This window comes from Catellatospora sp. NPDC049133 (genome assembly GCF_040648455.1).
Classification (GTDB): Bacteria; Actinomycetota; Actinomycetes; order Mycobacteriales; family Micromonosporaceae; genus Catellatospora; species Catellatospora aurea.
Genome location: NZ_JBEZDT010000002.1, coordinates 149308 through 168558, shown reverse-complemented (window position 1 = coordinate 168558; position 19251 = coordinate 149308). Strand labels below are relative to the sequence as shown.

Sequence of the window (19251 nt, the reverse complement as noted above, 5' to 3'; positions counted from 1 at the left end):
GAAGGGCACCTTCTTAACTCCGGACCTGCCGTGAGCTGGGGCTGTTCGCGCTCCAACGGCGCGGTGCCGGGAGGTTCAGGTGGTGACGCGCTGCGGGCCTGCGTACACGTTCATGGTCTGGCCGCGCAGGAAGCCGACCAGCGTCATGCCCGCCTCGGCGGCCAGGTCGACGGCGAGCGTGCTCGGCGCGGACACCGCCGCCAGCACGCTGATCCCGGCCATCCACGCCTTCTGGGTCAGCTCGAAACTGGCCCGGCCGGACACCAGCAGCACGTGCCCGGCCAGCGGCAGCCGCCCGGCCCGCAGCTGCATGCCGATGAGCTTGTCGACCGCGTTGTGCCGGCCCACGTCCTCCCGTGTCCCGACGAGCTCGCCGTCGGGCGTGAACAGGCCCGCCGCGTGCAGCCCGCCGGTGCGCTCGAAAGTGCGCTGGGCGGCCCGGAGCCGGTCGGGGAGCAGGGTCAGGACGCGGGCGTCGACGGTGACCGGGTCAGCGGCCACGTCGTGCGGGGAGCGGGTGCGGATGGCGTCGATGCTGGCCTTGCCGCATACGCCGCACGAGGACGTGGTGTAGAAGTTGCGCTCCGTCCCCGCGGCGGGTGGCGGCACGTGGTCGGCGAGCACGACGTCGACGACGTTGTACGTGTTCGCGGGTGTGGGCTCCTCGTCGGGTTCCTCGATCACGGCCGGACCGCCGGCCTGGACCGTCGCCCCGCCGTCGGTGCCGATCACCGCCGAGCCGCCGGCCGCCCGCGAGCCGCCCGTGCGCGGCCCGGCAGCACGTGGGTCCGCCGCCCGCAGCCCCGCCGCAGCTCCCGCTCCGCCGATGTTAAGAAGGTGCCCTTCCTCTACGGATGTGGTTGGCAAGGTGCCCTTCCTTTCGCCTTGGCCGGCGCAGAGTTGGGCGGTGAGGATGTCGGTGGGGGTGGTGATGATGCCTTCGGTCAGGAGGAAGCCGAGGGCCAGGTCGAGCTCGTCGCCGGGGGTGCGCATGGTGACGGCGAGCGGCGGGCGGGGGCCGCGGCGGTGGCCGACGCGGATCTCCAGGGGTTCCTCGGCGGCCAGGGTGTCCTGGCGGCGTACGGGAGCCGACCCGCCGAGATCGATCCGGGTCACCTGCCTGCGGTCGCTGGCCCGGCCCATCAGACGGGCCGCAGCCGGACGATGATCTGCTTCGAGGTCGGCGTGTTCGACCCGGCCGCCGTGGAGTCCAGCGGCACCAGCACGTTCGCCTCGGGGAAGTAGGCGGCGGCGCAGCCGCGCACCGTCGGGTAAGCGATGACCCGGAACGCGGGCGCGTGCCGCTCCCCGTCGGCCCACTCCGAGATCAGGTCGACGGTCGAGCCGTCGGCGATGCCGAGTTCGGCCAGGTCGTCGGGGTTGACGAAGACCACCCGCCGGCCGGCTTTGACGCCGCGGTAACGGTCGTCGAGGCCGTAGATGGTGGTGTTGTACTGGTCGTGGCTGCGCAGGGTCTGCAGCAGCAGGCGGCCCGGGGGCACGGTCAGCACCTCGAGCGGGCTGACGGTGAACCGTGCCCTGCCGTCCGGGGTGGGGAAGCTGCGGCTGTCGCGGGGCGGGTGCGGCAGGGTGAACCCGGCCGGGGTGCCCACCTTCGCCTCGAAGCCGTCGAAGCCGGGCACGGTCTGCTCGATCAGCGCCCGGATCACCCGGTAGTCCCGCGCGTACGACTCCCACGGGATCGTCGACTCCGGCAGCACCGCGCGGGCCAGCCCGCACACGATGGCGACCTCGGAGAGCAGCATGGGCGAGGCCGGGTCTAGGCGGCCGCGCGAGGCGTGCACGTTCGACATCGAGTCCTCGACGGTGACGAACTGGTCCCCGCCGACCTGAGTGTCCCGCTCGGTACGGCCCAGCGTGGGCATGATCAGGACGGTCTGCTCGTCGGCGGTGACCACGTGCGAGCGGTTGAGCTTGGTGGACACGTGCACGGTCAGCGTGCAGCGGCGCAGCGCGGCCTCGGTGACGTCGGTGTCGGGGCTGGCCGCGGCGAAGTTGCCGCCGACCGCGACGAACACTTTCGCGTGGCCGTCGCGCATGGCCCGGATCGCCTCGACGGTGTCGTGCCCGCGGCCGGTCGGCATGGCCACACCGAGCCGCTCGCCCAACTTGCCGAGCCACGTCGGCGGTTCATGCCAGATGCCCATGGTCCGGTCGCCCTGCACGTTGGAGTGCCCGCGCACCGGGCACAGGCCCGCGCCAGGCTTGCCGATCATGCCGCGCAGCAGCTGCACGTTGACGACTTCCCGGATCGTCGCGACGGCGTCGCGTCCCTGGGTGAGGCCCATGGCCCAGCAGACCACGGTCGCCTCGGACGCGGCGAACAGGCGCGCCGCCGCCTCGATCTCGTCGGCGCTCAGCCCTGTCGCGCGGGCCACGAGGTCCGCGTCCACCTCGCGCACCGCGGCGGCGTAGGCCTCGAACCCCGAGGTGTACGCCGTGACGAACGCCTCATCGACGGCTCCCCACTCGACCAGCTTCGCGCCGATCGCCTGGAACAGGGCCAGGTCACCGCCGACCCGGATCGGCAGGTGCAGGTCGGCCAGCGCGGTGCCGGAGCCGACGAGGCCGGAGACCTTCTGCGGGTTCTTGAACCGCATCATCCCGGCCTCGGGCAGCGGGTTGACCGAGATGATCTTCGCGCCGCGCTGCTTGGCCTTCTCGAGCGCGGCGAGCATGCGAGGGTGGTTGGTGCCGGGGTTCTGGCCGACCACCGCGATGAGCTTCGCCTCGTGGATGTCGTCGAGGGTGACCGAGCCCTTGCCCATGCCGATGGTCGCGCCCAGCGCCACGCCCGACGACTCGTGGCACATGTTGCTGCAGTCGGGCAGGTTGTTGGTTCCGTACGCCCGCGCGAACAGCTGGTACAGGAACGCGGCCTCGTTCGAGGTGCGCCCGGAGGTGTAGAACAGCGCCTGGTCCGGCTCGATCGCCTTGAGGTGTTCGGCGGCCAGCGCGAACGCCTGCTCCCAGCCGAGCGGCCGGAAGTGCGTCGCGCCCGGGTGCTTGACCATCGGCGTGGTCAGCCGGCCCTGCTGGCCCAGCCAGTAGTCACTGCGCCCGGCCAGTTCGGCGACGGGAAACGCGGCGAAGAACTCGGGCGTGACCCGGCGCAGGGTGGCCTCCTCGGCCACCGCCTTCGCGCCGTTCTCGCAGAACTCGGCATGCGCGCGGTGCTCGGGTGACGGCTCCGGCCAGGCGCAGCCGGGGCAGTCGAAGCCGCCGGCCTGGTTCACCTTGAGCAGGGTTAGCGCGGTGCGGCGGACACCCATCTGGTTCACCGCGGCGGCCAGGCCGTGCCCCACCCCGGGCAGGCCCGCCGCGGCGGCCTGCGGGCCGCGCACAGTGAGATTCCGGTCACCGACGTCGTCGCGTGGGGGCTTCTTCGCCATACCTCAAACGATCTCACGTCCGCGGTGCGCCGCCGAGTGTGGTGCAGGTCTAACCTGAGTCGTTCGCCGGTACCCCGACCGGCGACATCCCTGCTGGGGAGGATGATCATGAAGGATTGGATCGCCGGCCTGCTGGCCGTGCTGGGCACCCTGCTCGTCCTGGCCGGAGCAACGGTCACCGTGGTCAAGACGCTCACCCCCGACCCGGCCGGCGCCGCGGCCGGCACGGACCCGCTGGGCGGGACCGCCACCACCAACGGCAACAGGTTCTCGCGCTGGTTGCACCGCATCAACGCGGCCGACCGGCTCATCGGCTGGGGCGTGATCCTGCTCGCTCTGGGCGCCGTCGCGGCCGGTGCGATCGAGTTCAACCTCGGCGCGTCGGCCGGAACACGCTGAGCTGCGCACCGTCCTATACGAATGGCCCGGCATGAGAATGCCGGGCCATTCGTATAGACGGCCCGGCGCGCCTGGGCACCCCGTGCTCCGAGGCCGCCTGCGAAGGATTATTCTGCCTCCGAGGTACGCCTCGAATGATCAATCCGGGTGACGGCGCGAGAGTGGGGCGCGGCAGCCGGGCCAGCTACAGGAGGCCAGACGTGACCACCGTCGCACCGCAGCCGATCGCGACCCGGCCCTACCCCGTGCGCAAGCAGGTCAAGGGTTCCGCGATCGCGCGCCTGCTGCGCACCACGGATGCGAAGCAGATCGGGATCATGTACATGGTCACCGCCTTCGTGTTCTTCCTGATCGGCGGCCTGATGGCGCTGCTCATGCGCGCCGAGCTGGCCGCGCCGGGCATGCAGTACCTCTCCCCGGAGCAGTACAACCAGCTGTTCACCATGCACGGCACGATCATGCTGCTGTTCTTCGCGACGCCGATCGTGTTCGCGTTCGCGAACTTCGTGGTGCCGATCCAGATCGGCGCGCCGGACGTGTCGTTCCCGCGACTGAACTCCTTCGCGTACTGGCTCTACCTGTTCGGCGCGAGCCTGGCGACCGCCGGGTTCATCACGCCGGGTGGCGCCGCCGACTTCGGCTGGTTCGCGTACGCGCCGCTGAACGACGCGATCAACTCGCCCGGCATCGGCGCGGACATGTGGATCGCCGGCCTGGTGCTGTCGGGTCTGGGCACCATCCTCGGCGCGGTCAACATGATCACGACGATCCTGACCTTGCGCGCCCCCGGCATGACGATGTTCCGCATGTCGATCATGACCTGGAACATCCTGGTCACCAGCCTGCTCGTGATCATGGTCTTCCCGCTGCTGGCCGCCGCCCTGCTGGCCCTGCTGGCCGACCGCCGCCTCGGCGCGCACGTGTTCGACCCCGCCACCGGCGGCCCCATGCTGTGGCAGCACCTCTTCTGGTTCTTCGGCCACCCCGAGGTGTACATCGTCGCGCTGCCGTTCTTCGGCATCATCTCCGAGGTCATCCCGGTCTTCAGCCGCAAGCCGATCTTCGGTTACACCGGTCTGGTCGCCGCGACCCTGCTGATCGCCGCCCTGTCGATGAGCGTGTGGGCGCACCACATGTTCGCCACCGGCCAGGTGCTGCTGCCGTTCTTCTCCTTCCTCAGCTTCTTGATCGCCGTGCCCACCGGTATGAAGTTCTTCAACTGGATCGGCACCATGTGGCGAGGGCAGATAACGTTCGAGACACCGATGCTGTTCGCCATCGGCTTCCTCGCGATCTTCCTCTTCGGCGGCCTGTCGGGCGTGCTGCTGGCCAGCCCGCCGATCGACTTCCACGTCTCGGACTCGTACTTCGTCGTCGCGCACTTCCACTACGTGCTCTTCGGCACCATCGTGTTCGCGGTGTACTCCGGCGTGTACTTCTGGTTCCCGAAGATGTTCGGCCGGATGCTCGACGAGAAGCTCGGCAAGGTGCACTTCTGGCTGACCGTGATCGGCTTCAACTGGACCTTCCTGGTGCAGCACTGGCTGGGCGCCGAGGGCATGCCCCGCCGGTACGCCGACTACCTGCCGAGCGACGGCTTCACCTTCCTGAACGCCTTCTCCACCGTCGGCGCGTTCATCCTGGGCGCCTCCACGCTGCCGTTCCTCTACAACGTGTGGAAGTCGTACCGCACCGGCCCGCTGGTGACCGTCGACGACCCGTGGGGCCACGGCAACTCCCTGGAGTGGGCGACCAGCTGCCCGCCGCCGCTGCGCAACTTCGACCGCATGCCCCGCATCCGCTCGGAGCGCCCCGCCTTCGACGCCAAGTTCCCCCACCTGGCCGTCAGCACCGGCACCAAGGCCCCGGTCATCGAGGCCCCCAGCTACTCCCACGGCCGCCACGGCGGCGACCACGAGGTCTAGCCACCACCAGCCCACCCGGGGCCCGGTCCGCACCACGCGGCCGGGCCCCGGCTTTTTCGGCGCGTTGATCATGAACTTATGGCACGGCTCGACGGTGTGTCGCTGCCACAACTTCATGATCGTCGGTGCGGCGGGACCGCCGATGGGTGGCTGGGGCAGGATGGAGCCATGCCGGAAGGGGACACCGTCTGGAACACCGCCAAGGTGCTGCGGGACGGTTTGGAGGGCGCGGAGCTGACCGGGTCGGAGTTCCGCGTGCCGCACCTGGCCACCGTCGACCTGGCGGGTTACCGGGTAGCCGACTCGCTGAGCCGGGGCAAGCACCTGCTGCTGCGGGTGGTCTCGCCCGAGCACCGCGAGCTGACGCTGCACTCGCACCTGCGGATGGAGGGCGCCTGGCGGGTGTATGCCCCCGGTGAGCGCTGGACCGGCCGCCCCGCGTTCCTGATCCGGGTCGTGCTGCGCACCGCGAAGTCCGTCGCCGTCGGCTACCACCTGCACGATCTCAAACTCGTGCCGACGGCACGGGAGGCGGAGCTGGTCGGCCACCTCGGCCCGGACCTGCTCGGGCCCGACTGGGACCCCGAGGAGGCGGTACGCCGGCTGTCGGCCGACCCCGCCCGCCCCGTCGGCGAGGCGCTGCTCGATCAGCGCAATCTTGCCGGGATCGGCAACCTCTACCGGTGCGAGCTGCTGTTCCTGCGCGGCGTGTGGCCGTGGACGCCGGTCGGCGACGTGCCGGACCTGCCGGGCATGGTGACCCTCGGGCAACGGCTGCTGGCGGCCAACCGAGGCCGCTGGACCCAGTCCACCACCGGCTCGCTGCGGCGCGGCGAGACCAGTTATGTGTACGGCCGCCGGGCCCAGCCCTGCCGCCGCTGCAACGGCCCGATCGCCAAGCGGGACGGCGACACCGAGCGCATCACCTACTGGTGCCCCCGCTGCCAGCCACAAACCGCCGACACCGTTGGGAAGGGCACCTTCCACAACGCATAGCGATGTGCCGAGCCGCCGCTCGTCTCACTGACGCGAGCCGACGATGCCCTTCCTTCAGGCGGGGCCTCGGGGTGAGGCGGAGGTGCCCGTGTGCCGGGTCAGCGGTGGGCTGCGGGGGTGCGGGCGGGGTCGGCGGCGTCTGCGGTGGGGATGGTCGAGCCCGCGCCGGCGATGGCGGCCTCGGCGATGAGCGCGCCGTCCCAGTCCTCGGCCGGGGTTGCCGGCACGGCTTCGGCGGGGCGGGAGCCGGCGCCGGCCAGTCGCCAGAAGGGGAGGGCGATGAGGGCCAGGATCAGGCCGGCGGTGCCGGTGGCGGCGAAGGCCCAGGCGGGGCCGTACGCGTCGATGATGGTGCCGGCGAAGGGCGCGCCCGCGGCGACGCCGACGGTCAGCGCGGTGCCGTGCAGGCCCATCGCCTCGCCCCGGGCTCCGGCGGGCACCCACTGGCTCATCGTGTCGATGGTGGCCGACAGCGACGGCGCGCACAGCACCCCGGCCGGGATCAGCGCCAGCAGCAGCCACCACCAGCCGCCGCCGACCAGGCCGAGCGGGATGGTCAGCGCGCTCATGAGGCCCGCCAGCAGCAGCGGCGAGATGCTGCGGTGCAGCGCGCCGTAGACGAAGCCGCCGATCAGCGAGTATCCGCACCACACGGCGATGACCAGGCCGATCCAGGTCTCCTGCCCGCTGCCCTTGAGCGAGGCGATGAGCGTCAGGTCCGTGGCGGTGAGCACGAACGTCAGCACCGCGGTGATCGACAGCAGCGCGAACAGGCGCGGGCGCAGCCACTGCCGGCGCGGCACCGCGGCCTCCGGCGCGGCCTGCTCCGCCGCGGAACGGGTCGGCGGGTTCAGCGCGATCAGGGCCAGGCCCGCGCCGACCACGCCGATGCCGACGGCGTACATGGTGGGGCGGCTGCCGAAGGCGGTCACCGCGGCGACGGCCGCGGCCGGGGCGAGCATGTAGGACAGCTCGACGGCCATGGAGTCCAGGGCGAAGCCGGGGCGGCGCTGGTCGGCGGGGATGAGCGCGGCGATGCACTGCCGGACGAGGCTGAACACGGGCAGGCCGAGCACGCCCGCGACCAGCGCGCCGACCAGCAGGGTGTGGTAGTCGAGCTGGGGCGCGATGCTCCAGAACAGCGCCTGGGCGGCGGTGGTGACGATCAGCACGGGGCGCAGGCCGTGCCGGTCGAGCAGCCGCCCGGCGAGCGGGGAGCCGATCGCGGAGCCGAGGGTGGAGGCGGTGCCGACGAGACCGGCCTGGGCGTAGCCGAGGTGCATCGTGTTGACCACGTGCAGGGTCAGCACGATGCCGGCCGCGATGACCGGGACACGAGCCACCAGCCCCACCAGCATCAGTGCGCGTACGCCGGGGAGTCCGAGGATCTTGCGGTAAGGCTCGATGGTCACTTTGGTCTTTACCTCCGCGCCCATCCTGCCTGAGGCCCCCGACACCGCGTCAGTGATTAACGACCGCGCATGGGGTTATCTCTGTCACCGCGAACGGCGGCGGCCCGCCGGAACCCCGAGGTTCCGACGGGCCGCTGGTCTCGCTGGATCAGGCGAGGCCGTTCTTGATCGCGGTGATCAACTCACCGTTGGAGGTGTCGCCGAACGTGTCCCAGAAGAAGGCGCCGGCCAGGCTCTGGTTCTTGGCCCACGTCATCTTGCCCTGGATCGTCGCCGGGGTGTCGTAGCTCCACCACTGGCCGCCGCTGAAGCAGTAGGCGGTGCCGCCGACGGTGCCGTTGGCCGGGCACTTGGTCTTGAGCACGTGGTAGTCCTCGATGCCCGCCTCGTAGGTGCCGGGGGCCGCGCCGGTCGCCGAGCCGCCGGGGGCGGACTGGGTGACGCCGGTCCAGCCGCGGCCGTAGAAGCCGATGCCGATGAGCAGCTTGCTGGCCGGAACGCCCTTGCTCTTCAGCTTGGCGATGGCCGCCTCGGTGCAGAAGCCCTGCTGCGGGATGCCCGCGTAGCAGGTCAGCGGCGAGTGCGGGGCGGTCGGGCCCTGCGCGGCGAAGGCGCCGAAGAAGTCGTACGACATCGGCAGGTACCAGTCGACGTACTGCGCGGCCGCGCCGTAGTCGGTGGCGTCGAGCTTGCCGCCGTTGCTGCCGTCGGCGGTGATCGCCGAGGTGACCAGGGCGGAGCCGAAGCGGTTGCGCAGCGCCTGCATCAGGTTGCGGTACGCGAGCGGGCCGCTGCTGTCGCAGGACAGACCGCAGGCGTTCGGGTACTCCCAGTCGATGTCGATGCCGTCGAACACGTCGGCCCAGCGCGGGTCCTCGACCAGGTTGTAGCAGCTGTTCGCGAACGCGGTCGGGTTGGCCGCGGCCGCGCCGAAGCCACCGGACCAGGTCCAGCCGCCGAACGACCACACGATCTTGATGTTCGGGTACGCCTTCTTGAGCTTGCGCAGCTGGTTGAAGTTGCCGCGCAGCGCGCCGGCGTCCCAGGTGTCGGCGACGCCGTCGACGGACTCGGCCGCCGAGTAGGCCCGGTCGTAGTCGGTGTACGAGTCACCGATCACGCACTGGCCGCCGGTCACGTTGCCGAACGCGTAGTTGATGTGCGTCAGCTTCGCGGCCGAACCGTTGCTGACCAGGTTCTTCACGTGGAAGTTGCGGCCGTACTGCGCCCAGTTGGTGAAGTAGCCGATGACCTTCTTGCCCGGGGTCGGGTTGGTCGGGCTGCTCGACGGGCTCGGCGGGGTGCTCGGCGACGAGCTCGGCGAGGTGCTGGGCCGGGCCGACGGGGAGCTGCTGGGGCTGGTGCCGGGCGTGGTCGGCACGACGGACGGGCTGGCCCCGGTGGCACAGTTCGCGCCGTTGATGGTGCAGGCGGTCGGCTGGCCGGAGCCCGCTGTCACGAAGCCGAACGAGGCGGAGCCGCCGGCCGGGATGGTGGCGTTCCAGGTGCCGGTCGCGGTGCGGGTCTGGCCCGTGCCGGTCAGGTTGGCGTCCCAGAAGGAGCTGACGGTCGTGCCCGAGGGCAGCGTGAACACGAGGGTCCACGTGGCCGCCGCGCCGGTGCCGTTGGTGATCGTGTACTTGCCCTCGGCGCCGCTGCCCCAGTTGGAGGTCTGGGTGTAGGAGGCGGTGACGGTGCCTGCCGCGTTCGCCATGGTGACGGCCCCGATGGAACCGGCGACGACCATGGCTGCGGTGGCGGCTATCAGGCGGGCCCGTGTTCTGAGCATGGCTCTCCCTTAATGATTGACACCTATCCCCCCGATGCGGCCAAACATTAAGTTAACTTTCCTTAAAATGGAAGAGCGTTTACCTAAAACATCCCTTAAGGGCCACTGACCTGCGGTTTCATTCCGCGTTGGTGATCTCCACGCCGGACTCGCGAAGCTCGGTCAGCGCGACCTCCGTCGATTCCGGAGCGACGCCCGCGGTCAGGTCGAGCAGCACGGTGGTCGCGAAGCCCTCGCGGGCCGCGTCCAGCGCGGTCGCCCGTACACAGTGGTCGGTGGCGATGCCCACCACGTCCACCTCGGTCACGTCGCGCGCGCGCAGCCACGCGGTCAGCCCGACGCCGTTGCTCTGTCCCTCGAACCCCGAGTAGGCCGCGGCGTACTCGCCCTTGAGGAAGACCGCGTCGATGCGCTCGGTGTCCAGCGCGGGGTGGAACTGCTCGCCGACGGTGTCCGCGACGCAGTGCACCGGCCAGCTGCTGGAGTAGTCCGGCGGGTTGCCGAAGTGACCGCCCGGGTCCTGGTGGTGGTCCTTGGTCGCGACGATGTGGTCCCAGCGGCGGGGCGACGCGCCCGCGTCGGCGGCCAGGTGCGCCGAGACCCCGGCCGCCACCGCCGCGCCGCCCGTCACCGGCAGCGAGCCGCCCTCGCAGAAGTCGTTCTGCACGTCCACGATGATCAGTGCGCGGGCCATGGCCGCCTCCCCGGACAGTCAACGGTGGTGCCTCTCCACCGCTGCCCATGCTGCTCCGGTCGGAGCCGTCCCGCAACGCTCAGGTGACCGGGCTCATGCTCGCGGGCCGGTGGTGGTCACGGTCACGTGCACCGCGGGGTCGCCGGCGGACAGCTTCAGGCCTTCCCAGGGGATCGTGATCAGACAGTCGCGCAGGTGGGCCCGGCTGTCGGCCAGGGTCGGCAGGTCCGCGACGAGCTCGCCGCCGCGCACGAACGGGCGCTGCAGCAGCCGGTCGCCGGGCTGTGCCGGGGGAGTGGCCTGCTGCGCGAGCACGATCTCCTCGACCGCGGTGCCGGTCGGCTTGTGCCGGCGGTACGCCGTCTTGCGCCCGCCGATCGTCGCCTTGTTCTCGGACCGCTTGACCACCGGGCGGCCGTCCACTTCGACCAGCTTGTAGACCAGGCCCGCGGTCGGCGCGCCCGAGCCGGTCACCACCGCCGTGCCCGCGCCGTACACGTCGACCGGCTCGGCGGCCAGGGCGGCGATGGCGTACTCGTCGAGGTCGCCGCTGACGACGATCTTCACGTCCGGCGCGCCCAGCTCGTCGAGCAGCGCGCGCGACTGCGCGGCCAGCACCGACAGGTCGCCGGAGTCGATGCGCACCGCGCGCAGGCCGGGCCCGGCGACCGCGATCGCGTTGCGGATGCCCTGGCTGATGTCGTACGTGTCGACGAGCAGCGTGGTCTGCTCGCCCAGCGCCGCGACCTGCGAGGCGAAGGCGGCCTTCTCGTCGTCGTGCAGCAGCGTGAAGGCGTGCGCGGCGGTGCCCGCGGTCGGGATGCCGTAGCGCAGGCCCGCGGCCAGGTTCGACGTCGACGCGAATCCGGCCAGGTACGCGGCGCGGGCGGAGGCCACCGCGGCCTCCTCGTGCGCCCGGCGTGAGCCCATCTCGATCAGCGGGCGGCCCCGGGCCGCGGTGACCATGCGGGCCGCGGCCGCCGCGATCGCGCAGTCGTGGTTGAGCACCGACAGGATCAGCGTCTCCAGTACCACGCACTCGGCGAACGTGCCGCTCACCGTCATGATCGGGGAGCCGGGAAAGAACAGCTCGCCCTCGGCGTACCCGTCGAGGTCGCCCTGGAAGCGGTAGTCGGCCAGCCAGGCGGCGGTCTGCTCGTCGACGACGCCCCGGTCCCGCAGGAAGGCGACCTCGTCCGGGTGAAATCTGAACGCGGCGAGCAGCTCCAGCAGGCGGCCGGTGCCGGCGACCACGCCATAGCGCCGGCCCACCGGCAGCCGCCGCGCGAACACCTCGAAGACGCTGCGGCGATGCGCCGTGCCGTCGCGCAGCGCTGCGCTGATCATGGTCAGCTCGTAGTGGTCCGTCAGCAGACTCGGCGCACCGGCAAACATCCTCACACCCTATGGCCTCGCCCGATCTTGCGCCGGTGTCCCCCGTGAGCTGTGGTGTGTGGCCTGGCCGCGAGCACTTCCCGCAAGATCGGGAAGTGCTCCGCAGGACGGCACTTCCGCGTGCCTGTGTGTTGCCCGAATCAACTCGTAGGATGGGGGACGTGACCGCCGCCCCACAGACAGTTCCGGTTGATAAACCGGACATAGACGAAGCGTCGGAATTCGCCCGACCCTGGGTCACCATCGTGCACAACGATCCGGTGAACCTGATGAGCTACGTGACCTGGGTTTTCCAGCAGCTCTTCGGTTACAGCAGGGACAAGGCCGAACTGCTGATGCTCGACGTGCACCAGAAGGGCCGTGCCGTCGTGTCGGCGGGCGCCCGCGAGCGCATGGAGCACGACGCCAGCAGGCTGCATACGTACGGCCTGTGGGCCACGGTCGACAGACAGTGAGCGAGCGCGCATGACGATCTTCCGCAGAGTCGGCGCGGAGTGCGTGGCGGACTTTCGCGAGGACGAGGTACGAGTACTGCGCAAGGTCGCCGAAGAAGTCGTCGGTCTGCTGACCGACGGCTTCGATCGCGAGGACCCCGTGGTCGAGCGGCTCTTCCCCGACGTGTACCCCGAGGACGTGAAGAACTCCGCCGAGTTCCGGCGCTTCACCGAGGGCGACCTGAAGACCGCCAAGATCGACCAGGCCGGCGCGGTGCTGGCCGGGCTGCCCGAGGCGGGCAAGGGCGAGGTGCGCCTCGACCCGGAGTCCGCCGAGGCGTGGCTGCGCGCGATCAACGACGCCCGGCTCGCGCTCGGCATCCGGCTGGAGCTGACCGACGACACGGTGGTGGAGTACGAGCTGGAGGAGGCGCTGGAGCAGGACGCCGGCTCCGCCCGGGTGTTCCAGCTCAGCGTGTACTCGTACCTCGGCTACCTCCAGGAGTCCCTCCTTGAGGCGATCATCGGGGCAGAGTTCCGGCGCTAGCGGCGAGCTTGGCCGGGTTTGGCCGCCGCCTTGTGGCCCATGACCGTTCGACTTGCCAGGCACTTGTGCGTATCTTGAGCCTGCTTTCGCCCAGGTGCCTGGCAAGTCGAACGACCTTGGTGCACACGGCGCCCCGCTTGAGGGCTGCGGAGCGGCCAGGTCGGTGCGGGGTCGCCATGCCATGGCGCAAGTCACAAGGCTGTTCGCGGGTGGGTGGGGATCGGTAGGCTGGTCGCCGTGCTGACCATCCACAGGGAGATCATCGAGGCGATCGTCGCCCACGCCCGCCGGGACCACCCGGACGAGGCCTGCGGCGTGGTGGCCGGTCCCGTGGGTTCGGACGCTCCACAGCGGCACATCCCGATGGAGAACGCCGAGCGTTCGACCACGTTCTACCGCTTCGACTCGACGGAGCAGCTGCGCGTGTGGCGGGAGATGGACGACCTCGACGAGGAGCCGGTGGTGATCTACCACTCGCACACGGCGACGGAGCCGTACCCCTCGCGGACCGACATCTCCTACGCGGGCGAACCGAACGCCCACTACCTTCTCGTCTCGACCCGCGACGCGCAGACGGCGGAGATCCGCTCGTTCCGCATCGTGGACGGGCAGGTGTCCGAAGAGCCGGTCCAGCTCGTTGGTGAGAGTATGGACGTCATGCGGAGCTACGAGGAGAGCGGCGACCCGCACGCCGTGCAGTCGTTCATGTTCGGGCAGAGCCCGGCGGCGGTGGACTACGAGTGTCAGCACTGAGCTGACTCGACGCCCAGTCCCGATCGACCGCCCATACGACTATTTCTTCTTACAGGAGTTCTCTGCCATGGCCATCGACGTTCGCATCCCCACGATCCTGCGCTCCTACACCGGCGGCGCCAAGGCCGTCGCCGGCGCCGGGGACAACCTCGCCGAGCTGCTCACCAACCTCGACGGCGTTTACCCGGGCCTGCGCGGCCGGCTGATCACGCCCGAGGGCGGCCTGCACCGCTTCGTGAACATCTACGTCAACGACGAGGACGTTCGTTTCCTCGGCTCGCTCGACGCCAAGATCAGTGACGGCGACACGGTCACCATCCTGCCGGCCGTCGCCGGTGGCGCGTTCGGCCTCGCCGCCGCTGCCGCCGTCCTCGGCCGCTGACCTTTCCTCGCCGCGACGACCTCGCGAACCGTGGGCGCAAGCGCCGGTGACCCTGGCTCGCCGGTCCGCCGTGATGGCGGACCGGCCGGACCGGTCACCGGCGCTGTCCGTACCCGGCGCTCGGCGCGCCCGGCCCGCGGTTCGCGCGAGGTCGTCGCAGCTGCTCACGCGAACGGAGCTGATCATGGCACGTTTTGACTCACTGCTCGACGTCTGCGGGGACACGCCGCTGATCGGGCTGCCCCGGCTGAGCCCGGCCGTGCCCGAGGGCGCGCCGCCGGTGCGGCTGTGGGCCAAGCTGGAGGACCGCAACCCGACCGGCAGCGTCAAGGACCGGGCCGCCATGTACATGGTGCGCGCCGCCGAGGCCGACGGGCGGCTGCGCCCCGGCGCGACGATCCTGGAGCCGACCAGCGGCAACACCGGCATCTCGCTGGCCATGGTCGCCAAGTTGCGGGGCTACCGGCTGGTCTGCGTGATGCCCGAGAACGTCTCCACCGAGCGCATCCAGCTGCTGCGCATGTACGGCGCGGAGATCATCTTCTCGCCGGCGGCGGGCGGCTCGAACCAGGCGGTGGCGACCGCCAAGCAGATCGCGGCGGAGCACCCCGACTGGATCATGCTGTACCAGTACGGCAACGAGGCCAACGCCCGCGCCCACTACGAGACCACCGGCCCCGAGCTGCTGCGCGACCTGCCCACGCTGACCCACTTCGTGGCCGGCCTGGGCACCACCGGCACGCTCATGGGCACCGGCCGCTACCTGCGGGAGAAGAACCCCGACATCCAGATCATCGCGGCGGAGCCCCGCTACGGCGAGCTGGTGTACGGCCTGCGCAACATCGACGAGGGCTACGTGCCCGAGCTGTACGACGCCTCCGTGCTGACCCGGCGCTTCTCTGTCGGCACCCGCGACGCCGTGCTGCGCACCCGCCAGCTCGTCGAGGTCGAGGGCCTGTTCGTCGGCTTCTCCACCGGCGCCGTCGCGCACGCCGCGCTCGCCGTCGCCCACGACGCCGCCAAGAACGGCCGGGGCGCGGACGTGGCCTTCCTGGTCGCCGACGCCGGCTGGAAATACCTCTCCACCGGCGCCTACACCGGCACCCTCAACGACGCCGAAACCGCCCTCGAGGGCCAGCTCTGGGCCTGACCCCCGCCGCCTCGCCGCCTCGCCGCGTTGATCATGAACTTATGGCACGGGTCAGCGGCATGTCGGTGACACAACTTCATGATCGAAGAGCCCGACCGGCAACCGGTCGGGCTCTTTCGGTGTGGGCCTGGTGGCGCGGATCGGGAGGGTGGCCGGTGTGCTTTGCGCCCGCGCGGGAGGGTGATCATGAAGTTGTGGTCATGGCGCGCCGTCGAGCCGTGCCATAAGTTCATGATCAACTCGGCGGGGCGGGGGGCTAGCGGGTGGTGTAGGCGAGGGTGATGTTGGCCAGGAGGAGGGCGGTGGAGATGGTGAAGAGGATGAGGGGGAGGCGGTAGCGGTGGATCGCGGCGAAGCCGGCGGCGATCGCGGCCACGCCGAGCACGCCGATGGTGAGGGCGGTGGGGGCGTACCAGGTGGGCACGTCGAGGTTCATGGCCAGCGCGACGGCCAGGCGGCCGCCGGGGATCAGCCCGAGGAAGCCCAGTGCGGCGGCCCAGGCGCACAGGCCGAGCAGGCGGCCGGTACGCGGGGCGGGGTCGTCCTCGCCGGGCAGCCGGAACCGCGACGTCACGGCGGTGCGCACGCGGCCTGGTGCGCGAGTGCCGTCCTGGTCGTCGGGCGCGGTGCGGGCCGACGGCATCCCGGTGTGCTCGTCACTGGCCGTGCCTGCAGGGTTGCCGGCGGTGCCGGCCGGGACCGCGGTGGCGAGGACGCCGTCGGCGTCGCGCTCGGAGTTCGACTCAGTACGCACTGTGCTCGCCAATCCTCTGCCTGACCTGCCCGTTGATCGGGCCGTGCACTGAGTGCAACGGTTTCCGGCGACCGTGCGTAACGGCAGGCTGATTACCGTGTCACGTTCGCGACATCTCGGAACGGACCGTTCCCCGGAAGGGGGGTTGGCCAAGTAGGCTGCGCAGCGTGACGGACGCGCCGATCGGCATCTTCGACTCGGGGGTCGGGGGGCTGACGGTCGCCCGGGCCATCCTCGACCAGTTGCCTCATGAACGGGTCGTCTACATGGCCGACACGGCACACGTGCCGTACGGGCCCAAACCCATCGCCGACGTGCGCTCCTACGCGCTGGCCTGCCTGGACAGCCTCGTCGAGCGCGGCGCGAAGATGCTGGTCATCGCCTGCAACACCGCCTCCGCCGCCTGTCTGCACGACGCTCGGGAGCGTTACCGGGTGCCCGTGGTGGAGGTCATCCGCCCCGCGGTGCGACGTGCCGTCGCCGCCACGCGCAACGGCAGGGTCGGAGTCATCGGCACCACGGCTACGATCAACTCAGGGGCGTATCAGGACTCGTTCGCCGCAGCGCCGCACCTCGCGGTGACCGCTGCGGCCTGCCCGCAGTTCGTCGGGCTGGTGGAGCGGGGAGTGACGTCCGGCCGGGCGCTGCTCGGTCTGGCCAGCGCCTACCTGGAGCCGCTACAGCGGGCCCAGGTGGACACGCTGGTGCTGGGTTGCACGCACTATCCGCTGCTCACCGGTGTGATCAGCCTCGTGATGGGGGATCAGGTGACCCTGGTGTCGAGCGCGGACGAGACGGCACGTGACGTCTATCGTGTCCTCGTGGAGCGCGACCTGGTGCGCCCGGACGACGCCCCGGCTCCTGCGCACGAGTTGCTGTGCACCGGCGACCAGGAGATCTTCGACCGGCTGGCGAAGCGGTTCCTCGGATCCGCGCTGGACCCTGCGGGAGCGCGGGCATGAGATTGACGGTACTGGGCTGCGCGGGCAGCTTTCCGGGGCCCGAGTCGGCCTGCTCGGCGTACCTGGTGGAGGCGGACGGGTTCCGGCTGCTGCTGGACTTCGGCACCGGCTCGCTGTCGGCGCTTCAGCGCTACGCGAGCCTGAAGTCGGTCGACGCGATCCTGCTCAGCCACCTGCACTGCGACCACATGCTGGACGCCTGCTCGTACGTCGTGGTGCGCCGGTACGCGCCGGACGGGCCGTACCCGCCGATCCCGGTGTACGCGCCCGCGGGCGCGCCGGAGCGCATCGCGACCGCGTACAGCCTGGACGAGGGTCCGCTGGACGACGTCTACACGTTCTACGCGCTGCAGCCGGGCAGCTTCCCGATCGGACCGTTCCAGGTCAGCGTGGACCGGGTGAACCACCCCGTGGAGACGTACGGCGTGCGCCTGGAGCACGAAGGGCGGGTGCTGGCGTACTCGGGCGACACCGCGGGCTGCGACGCGCTGCTGCGGTTGGCCCAGGGCGCCGACCTGTTCCTGTGCGAGGCGAGCTACCTCGACGGCGTCGACAACCCGCCGGATCTGCACCTGACCGGCGGCGAGGCGGGCGAGATCGCCACCAAGGCGGGGGTGCGCCGGCTGCTGCTGACGCATCTGGTGACCGCGTGGGGCTCGGAGGCGGAGACGCTGAACAACGCCGCCGCCACGTTCGCCGGACCCGTCGAGATCGTCCGCCCCGGTGCCCGGTACGAAGTTTGACCCCATAGGGTGGGCGCATGACGAGACCTGACGGGCGTGCGCCCGACCAGCTTCGACCGGTCACGTTGACGCGGAACTGGAGCATGCATCCCGAGGGCTCCGTGCTGGTGGAGTTCGGCAACACGCGGGTGCTGTGCACCGCGAGCGTCACCGAGGGCGTGCCGCGCTGGCGCAAGGGCACCGGCCAGGGCTGGGTCACCGCCGAGTACGCGATGCTGCCGCGCGCCACGACGACCCGGTCCGACCGGGAGAGCGTCAAGGGCAAGGTCGGCGGGCGTACCCACGAGATCTCCCGCCTGATCGGCCGCGCGCTGCGGGCCTGCATCAACCTCAAGGCGCTGGGCGAGAACTCCATCGTCATCGACTGCGACGTGCTGCAGGCCGACGGCGGCACCCGCACCGCCGCGATCACCGGCTCGTATGTGGCCCTGCACGACGCGGTGAGCTGGCTGGCCGCCAAGAACATGCTGACCCGCAAGCAGACCGTGGAGACCACGCTGCACCGCTCGGTCGCGGCGGTCAGCGTCGGCATCATCGGCGGCGAGCCGCGGCTGGACCTGTGCTACGAAGAGGACGTGACGGCCGTCGTCGACATGAACGTGGTCTGCACCGGCACCGGCGACTTCGTCGAGGTGCAGGGCACGGGCGAGGACGGCGTCTTCGACCGCAAGCAGCTCAACGCCCTGCTCGACCTGGGCGTGGCGGGCTGCGAGACGCTGACCACGCTGCAGCGCCAGACGCTGGGCCTGCCCACGCTGGACGCGGCCGGCCTGCTGGAGGTGTTCCGCCGGTGAAGCTCCTGCTCGCCACGCGCAACGTGAAGAAGCTCGACGAACTGCGCCGCATCCTGGCAAGCTCGCCGGAGCTGCTGAAGGTCGAGCTGGTCGGCCTCGACGACGTCCCGCCGTACGTCGAGGTCCCCGAGACCGGGCTGACCTTCGCGGAGAACGCGCTGCTGAAGGCGCGCGAGGGCGTCAAGCACACCGGCCTGCCGACGGTCGCCGACGACTCCGGCCTGGCCGTGGACGCGCTCAGCGGCATGCCTGGGGTGTTCAGCGCCCGCTGGTCCGGAAAGCACGGCGACGACCGGGCCAACCTGGACCTGGTGCTGGCGCAGATCGGCGACGTGCCCGACGAGCACCGCGGCGCGGCGTTCGTGTGTGCGGCGGCCCTGGTGCTGCCCGGCGGCGGCTCGTCGCCGAACGGCCGCGAACACCTGGTCAGCGGCAAGATGGCGGGTCGCCTCCTGCGCGCCCCCCGCGGCGAGGGCGGCTTCGGCTACGACCCCATCTTCGTGGCCGACGGCAACACCCGCACCAACGCCGAACTCGAACCCGCCGAGAAGGACGCCATCAGCCACCGCGGCAAAGCCTTCCGGGCCCTCGCCGCCGTCATCGCCAAAAACCTCTCCTAGCCCCGCCGCCCCTCCCCCGGGGCGGCGATCTTGCGTGGAGTGTGGGTACGACACACTCGCAACGGGCATATCCCCAACAGTTCGTGCAA

The 19251-nt window shown here is 70.8% G+C and carries 19 protein-coding genes; 12 read left to right on the top strand and 7 right to left on the bottom strand.

The genetic code is table 11. The features are described 5' to 3' along the window. Positions 1-75: 75 nt before the first annotated feature. Positions 76-1143 carry a formate dehydrogenase accessory sulfurtransferase FdhD gene (fdhD, locus tag AB0B35_RS03020; RefSeq protein ID WP_361039963.1) on the bottom strand — a complete coding sequence of 356 codons (1068 nt, stop codon included), beginning with the start codon at positions 1141-1143 and terminating at the stop codon, positions 76-78. Then, entirely contained in the window at positions 1143-3413 is a 2271-nt protein-coding gene (locus AB0B35_RS03015) for an FdhF/YdeP family oxidoreductase (RefSeq protein ID WP_361039961.1), read from the bottom strand. The genes fdhD and AB0B35_RS03015 overlap by 1 nt, the downstream gene beginning before the upstream one ends. A 108-nt stretch (positions 3414-3521) precedes the next feature. Between AB0B35_RS03015 and AB0B35_RS03010 the strand changes: the two genes are divergently transcribed. The 3 genes from AB0B35_RS03010 (at position 3522) to AB0B35_RS03000 (ending at position 6733) form a co-directional block, all read left to right on the top strand. Continuing rightward, positions 3522-3812, top strand: coding sequence for a hypothetical protein (locus AB0B35_RS03010; protein WP_360522402.1), 291 nt, complete (start codon positions 3522-3524; stop codon positions 3810-3812). A gap of 200 nt (positions 3813-4012) precedes the next feature. Continuing rightward, positions 4013-5737 carry a cytochrome c oxidase subunit I gene (gene ctaD, locus AB0B35_RS03005; protein ID WP_203689164.1) on the top strand — a complete coding sequence of 575 codons (1725 nt, stop codon included), beginning with the start codon at positions 4013-4015 and terminating at the stop codon, positions 5735-5737. Between the two features lie 168 nt (positions 5738-5905). After that, complete coding sequence (locus tag AB0B35_RS03000; protein ID WP_361039958.1) at positions 5906-6733, top strand: DNA-formamidopyrimidine glycosylase family protein; 828 nt, start codon at positions 5906-5908, stop codon at positions 6731-6733. 98 nt (positions 6734-6831) lie between these two features. Here the strand turns inward: AB0B35_RS03000 and AB0B35_RS02995 are convergent, their stop codons facing one another. The 4 genes from AB0B35_RS02995 to AB0B35_RS02980 form a co-directional block, all read right to left on the bottom strand. Beyond that, complete coding sequence (locus tag AB0B35_RS02995) at positions 6832-8145, bottom strand: MFS transporter (RefSeq protein WP_361039956.1); 1314 nt, start codon at positions 8143-8145, stop codon at positions 6832-6834. Between the two features lie 148 nt (positions 8146-8293). Then, complete coding sequence (locus AB0B35_RS02990; protein ID WP_361039954.1) at positions 8294-9934, bottom strand: glycosyl hydrolase family 18 protein; 1641 nt, start codon at positions 9932-9934, stop codon at positions 8294-8296. A 118-nt stretch (positions 9935-10052) separates the two neighbouring features. Beyond that, entirely contained in the window at positions 10053-10628 is a 576-nt protein-coding gene (locus AB0B35_RS02985) for an isochorismatase family protein (RefSeq protein ID WP_361039951.1), read from the bottom strand. A gap of 93 nt (positions 10629-10721) precedes the next feature. Continuing rightward, entirely contained in the window at positions 10722-12023 is a 1302-nt protein-coding gene (locus AB0B35_RS02980) for a nicotinate phosphoribosyltransferase (protein ID WP_361039948.1), read from the bottom strand. Between the two features lie 152 nt (positions 12024-12175). Between AB0B35_RS02980 and clpS the strand changes: the two genes are divergently transcribed. From clpS to AB0B35_RS02955, 5 genes are all read left to right on the top strand, one after another. Then, complete coding sequence (gene clpS / locus AB0B35_RS02975) at positions 12176-12478, top strand: ATP-dependent Clp protease adapter ClpS (RefSeq protein ID WP_120316753.1); 303 nt, start codon at positions 12176-12178, stop codon at positions 12476-12478. Positions 12479-12488: 10 nt separating this feature from the next. After that, positions 12489-13004 carry a DUF2017 domain-containing protein gene (locus AB0B35_RS02970; RefSeq protein WP_361039946.1) on the top strand — a complete coding sequence of 172 codons (516 nt, stop codon included), beginning with the start codon at positions 12489-12491 and terminating at the stop codon, positions 13002-13004. Between the two features lie 237 nt (positions 13005-13241). Continuing rightward, positions 13242-13757, top strand: coding sequence for a M67 family metallopeptidase (locus tag AB0B35_RS02965; RefSeq protein ID WP_361039943.1), 516 nt, complete (start codon positions 13242-13244; stop codon positions 13755-13757). A 67-nt stretch (positions 13758-13824) separates the two neighbouring features. Further along, on the top strand, positions 13825-14139 hold the full coding sequence (locus AB0B35_RS02960) for a MoaD/ThiS family protein (protein WP_361039940.1): 315 nt from the start codon (positions 13825-13827) through the stop codon (positions 14137-14139). Between the two features lie 184 nt (positions 14140-14323). Then, on the top strand, positions 14324-15289 hold the full coding sequence (locus tag AB0B35_RS02955) for a cysteine synthase (protein ID WP_361039937.1): 966 nt from the start codon (positions 14324-14326) through the stop codon (positions 15287-15289). Between the two features lie 256 nt (positions 15290-15545). Here AB0B35_RS02955 and AB0B35_RS02950 read toward each other — a convergent pair whose 3' ends face one another. After that, positions 15546-16043: a hypothetical protein gene (locus tag AB0B35_RS02950; RefSeq protein ID WP_361039934.1), complete on the bottom strand. Its 498-nt coding sequence runs from the start codon at positions 16041-16043 to the stop codon at positions 15546-15548. A gap of 167 nt (positions 16044-16210) precedes the next feature. Between AB0B35_RS02950 and murI the strand changes: the two genes are divergently transcribed. The 4 genes from murI to rdgB are packed head-to-tail and all read left to right on the top strand — an operon-like array spanning position 16211 to position 19162. Further along, on the top strand, positions 16211-17005 hold the full coding sequence (murI, locus tag AB0B35_RS02945) for a glutamate racemase (protein WP_360522435.1): 795 nt from the start codon (positions 16211-16213) through the stop codon (positions 17003-17005). Further along, a complete protein-coding gene (locus AB0B35_RS02940; RefSeq protein ID WP_203695014.1) occupies positions 17002-17748 on the top strand; it encodes an MBL fold metallo-hydrolase in 747 nt (248 codons plus the stop codon). Before murI ends, AB0B35_RS02940 begins: the two co-directional genes overlap by 4 nt. Before the next feature lie 17 nt (positions 17749-17765). Continuing rightward, positions 17766-18542, top strand: a complete 777-nt coding sequence (gene rph, locus AB0B35_RS02935; RefSeq protein ID WP_361039931.1) for a ribonuclease PH — start codon at positions 17766-17768, stop codon at positions 18540-18542. Continuing rightward, positions 18539-19162, top strand: a complete 624-nt coding sequence (rdgB, locus tag AB0B35_RS02930; protein ID WP_361039928.1) for an RdgB/HAM1 family non-canonical purine NTP pyrophosphatase — start codon at positions 18539-18541, stop codon at positions 19160-19162. Before rph ends, rdgB begins: the two co-directional genes overlap by 4 nt. Positions 19163-19251 lie beyond the last annotated feature (89 nt).

Excerpts from the sequence above, each read along its gene's own strand:
- AB0B35_RS02960 (WP_361039940.1), top strand. The coding sequence starts at position 13,825 with ATGGCCATCGACGTTCGCATCCCCACGATCCTGCGCTCCTACACCGGC.
- AB0B35_RS03000 (WP_361039958.1), top strand. The coding sequence starts at position 5,906 with ATGCCGGAAGGGGACACCGTCTGGAACACCGCCAAGGTGCTGCGGGAC.
- AB0B35_RS02970 (WP_361039946.1), top strand. The coding sequence starts at position 12,489 with ATGACGATCTTCCGCAGAGTCGGCGCGGAGTGCGTGGCGGACTTTCGC.
- rph (WP_361039931.1), top strand. The coding sequence starts at position 17,766 with ATGACGAGACCTGACGGGCGTGCGCCCGACCAGCTTCGACCGGTCACG.
- fdhD (WP_361039963.1), bottom strand. The coding sequence starts at position 1,143 with ATGGGCCGGGCCAGCGACCGCAGGCAGGTGACCCGGATCGATCTCGGC.
- AB0B35_RS02940 (WP_203695014.1), top strand. The coding sequence starts at position 17,002 with ATGAGATTGACGGTACTGGGCTGCGCGGGCAGCTTTCCGGGGCCCGAG.
- AB0B35_RS03010 (WP_360522402.1), top strand. The coding sequence starts at position 3,522 with ATGAAGGATTGGATCGCCGGCCTGCTGGCCGTGCTGGGCACCCTGCTC.
- AB0B35_RS02990 (WP_361039954.1), bottom strand. The coding sequence starts at position 9,934 with ATGCTCAGAACACGGGCCCGCCTGATAGCCGCCACCGCAGCCATGGTC.
- AB0B35_RS03015 (WP_361039961.1), bottom strand. The coding sequence starts at position 3,413 with ATGGCGAAGAAGCCCCCACGCGACGACGTCGGTGACCGGAATCTCACT.
- clpS (WP_120316753.1), top strand. The coding sequence starts at position 12,176 with ATGGGGGACGTGACCGCCGCCCCACAGACAGTTCCGGTTGATAAACCG.
- AB0B35_RS02980 (WP_361039948.1), bottom strand. The coding sequence starts at position 12,023 with ATGTTTGCCGGTGCGCCGAGTCTGCTGACGGACCACTACGAGCTGACC.
- AB0B35_RS02955 (WP_361039937.1), top strand. The coding sequence starts at position 14,324 with ATGGCACGTTTTGACTCACTGCTCGACGTCTGCGGGGACACGCCGCTG.
- AB0B35_RS02985 (WP_361039951.1), bottom strand. The coding sequence starts at position 10,628 with ATGGCCCGCGCACTGATCATCGTGGACGTGCAGAACGACTTCTGCGAG.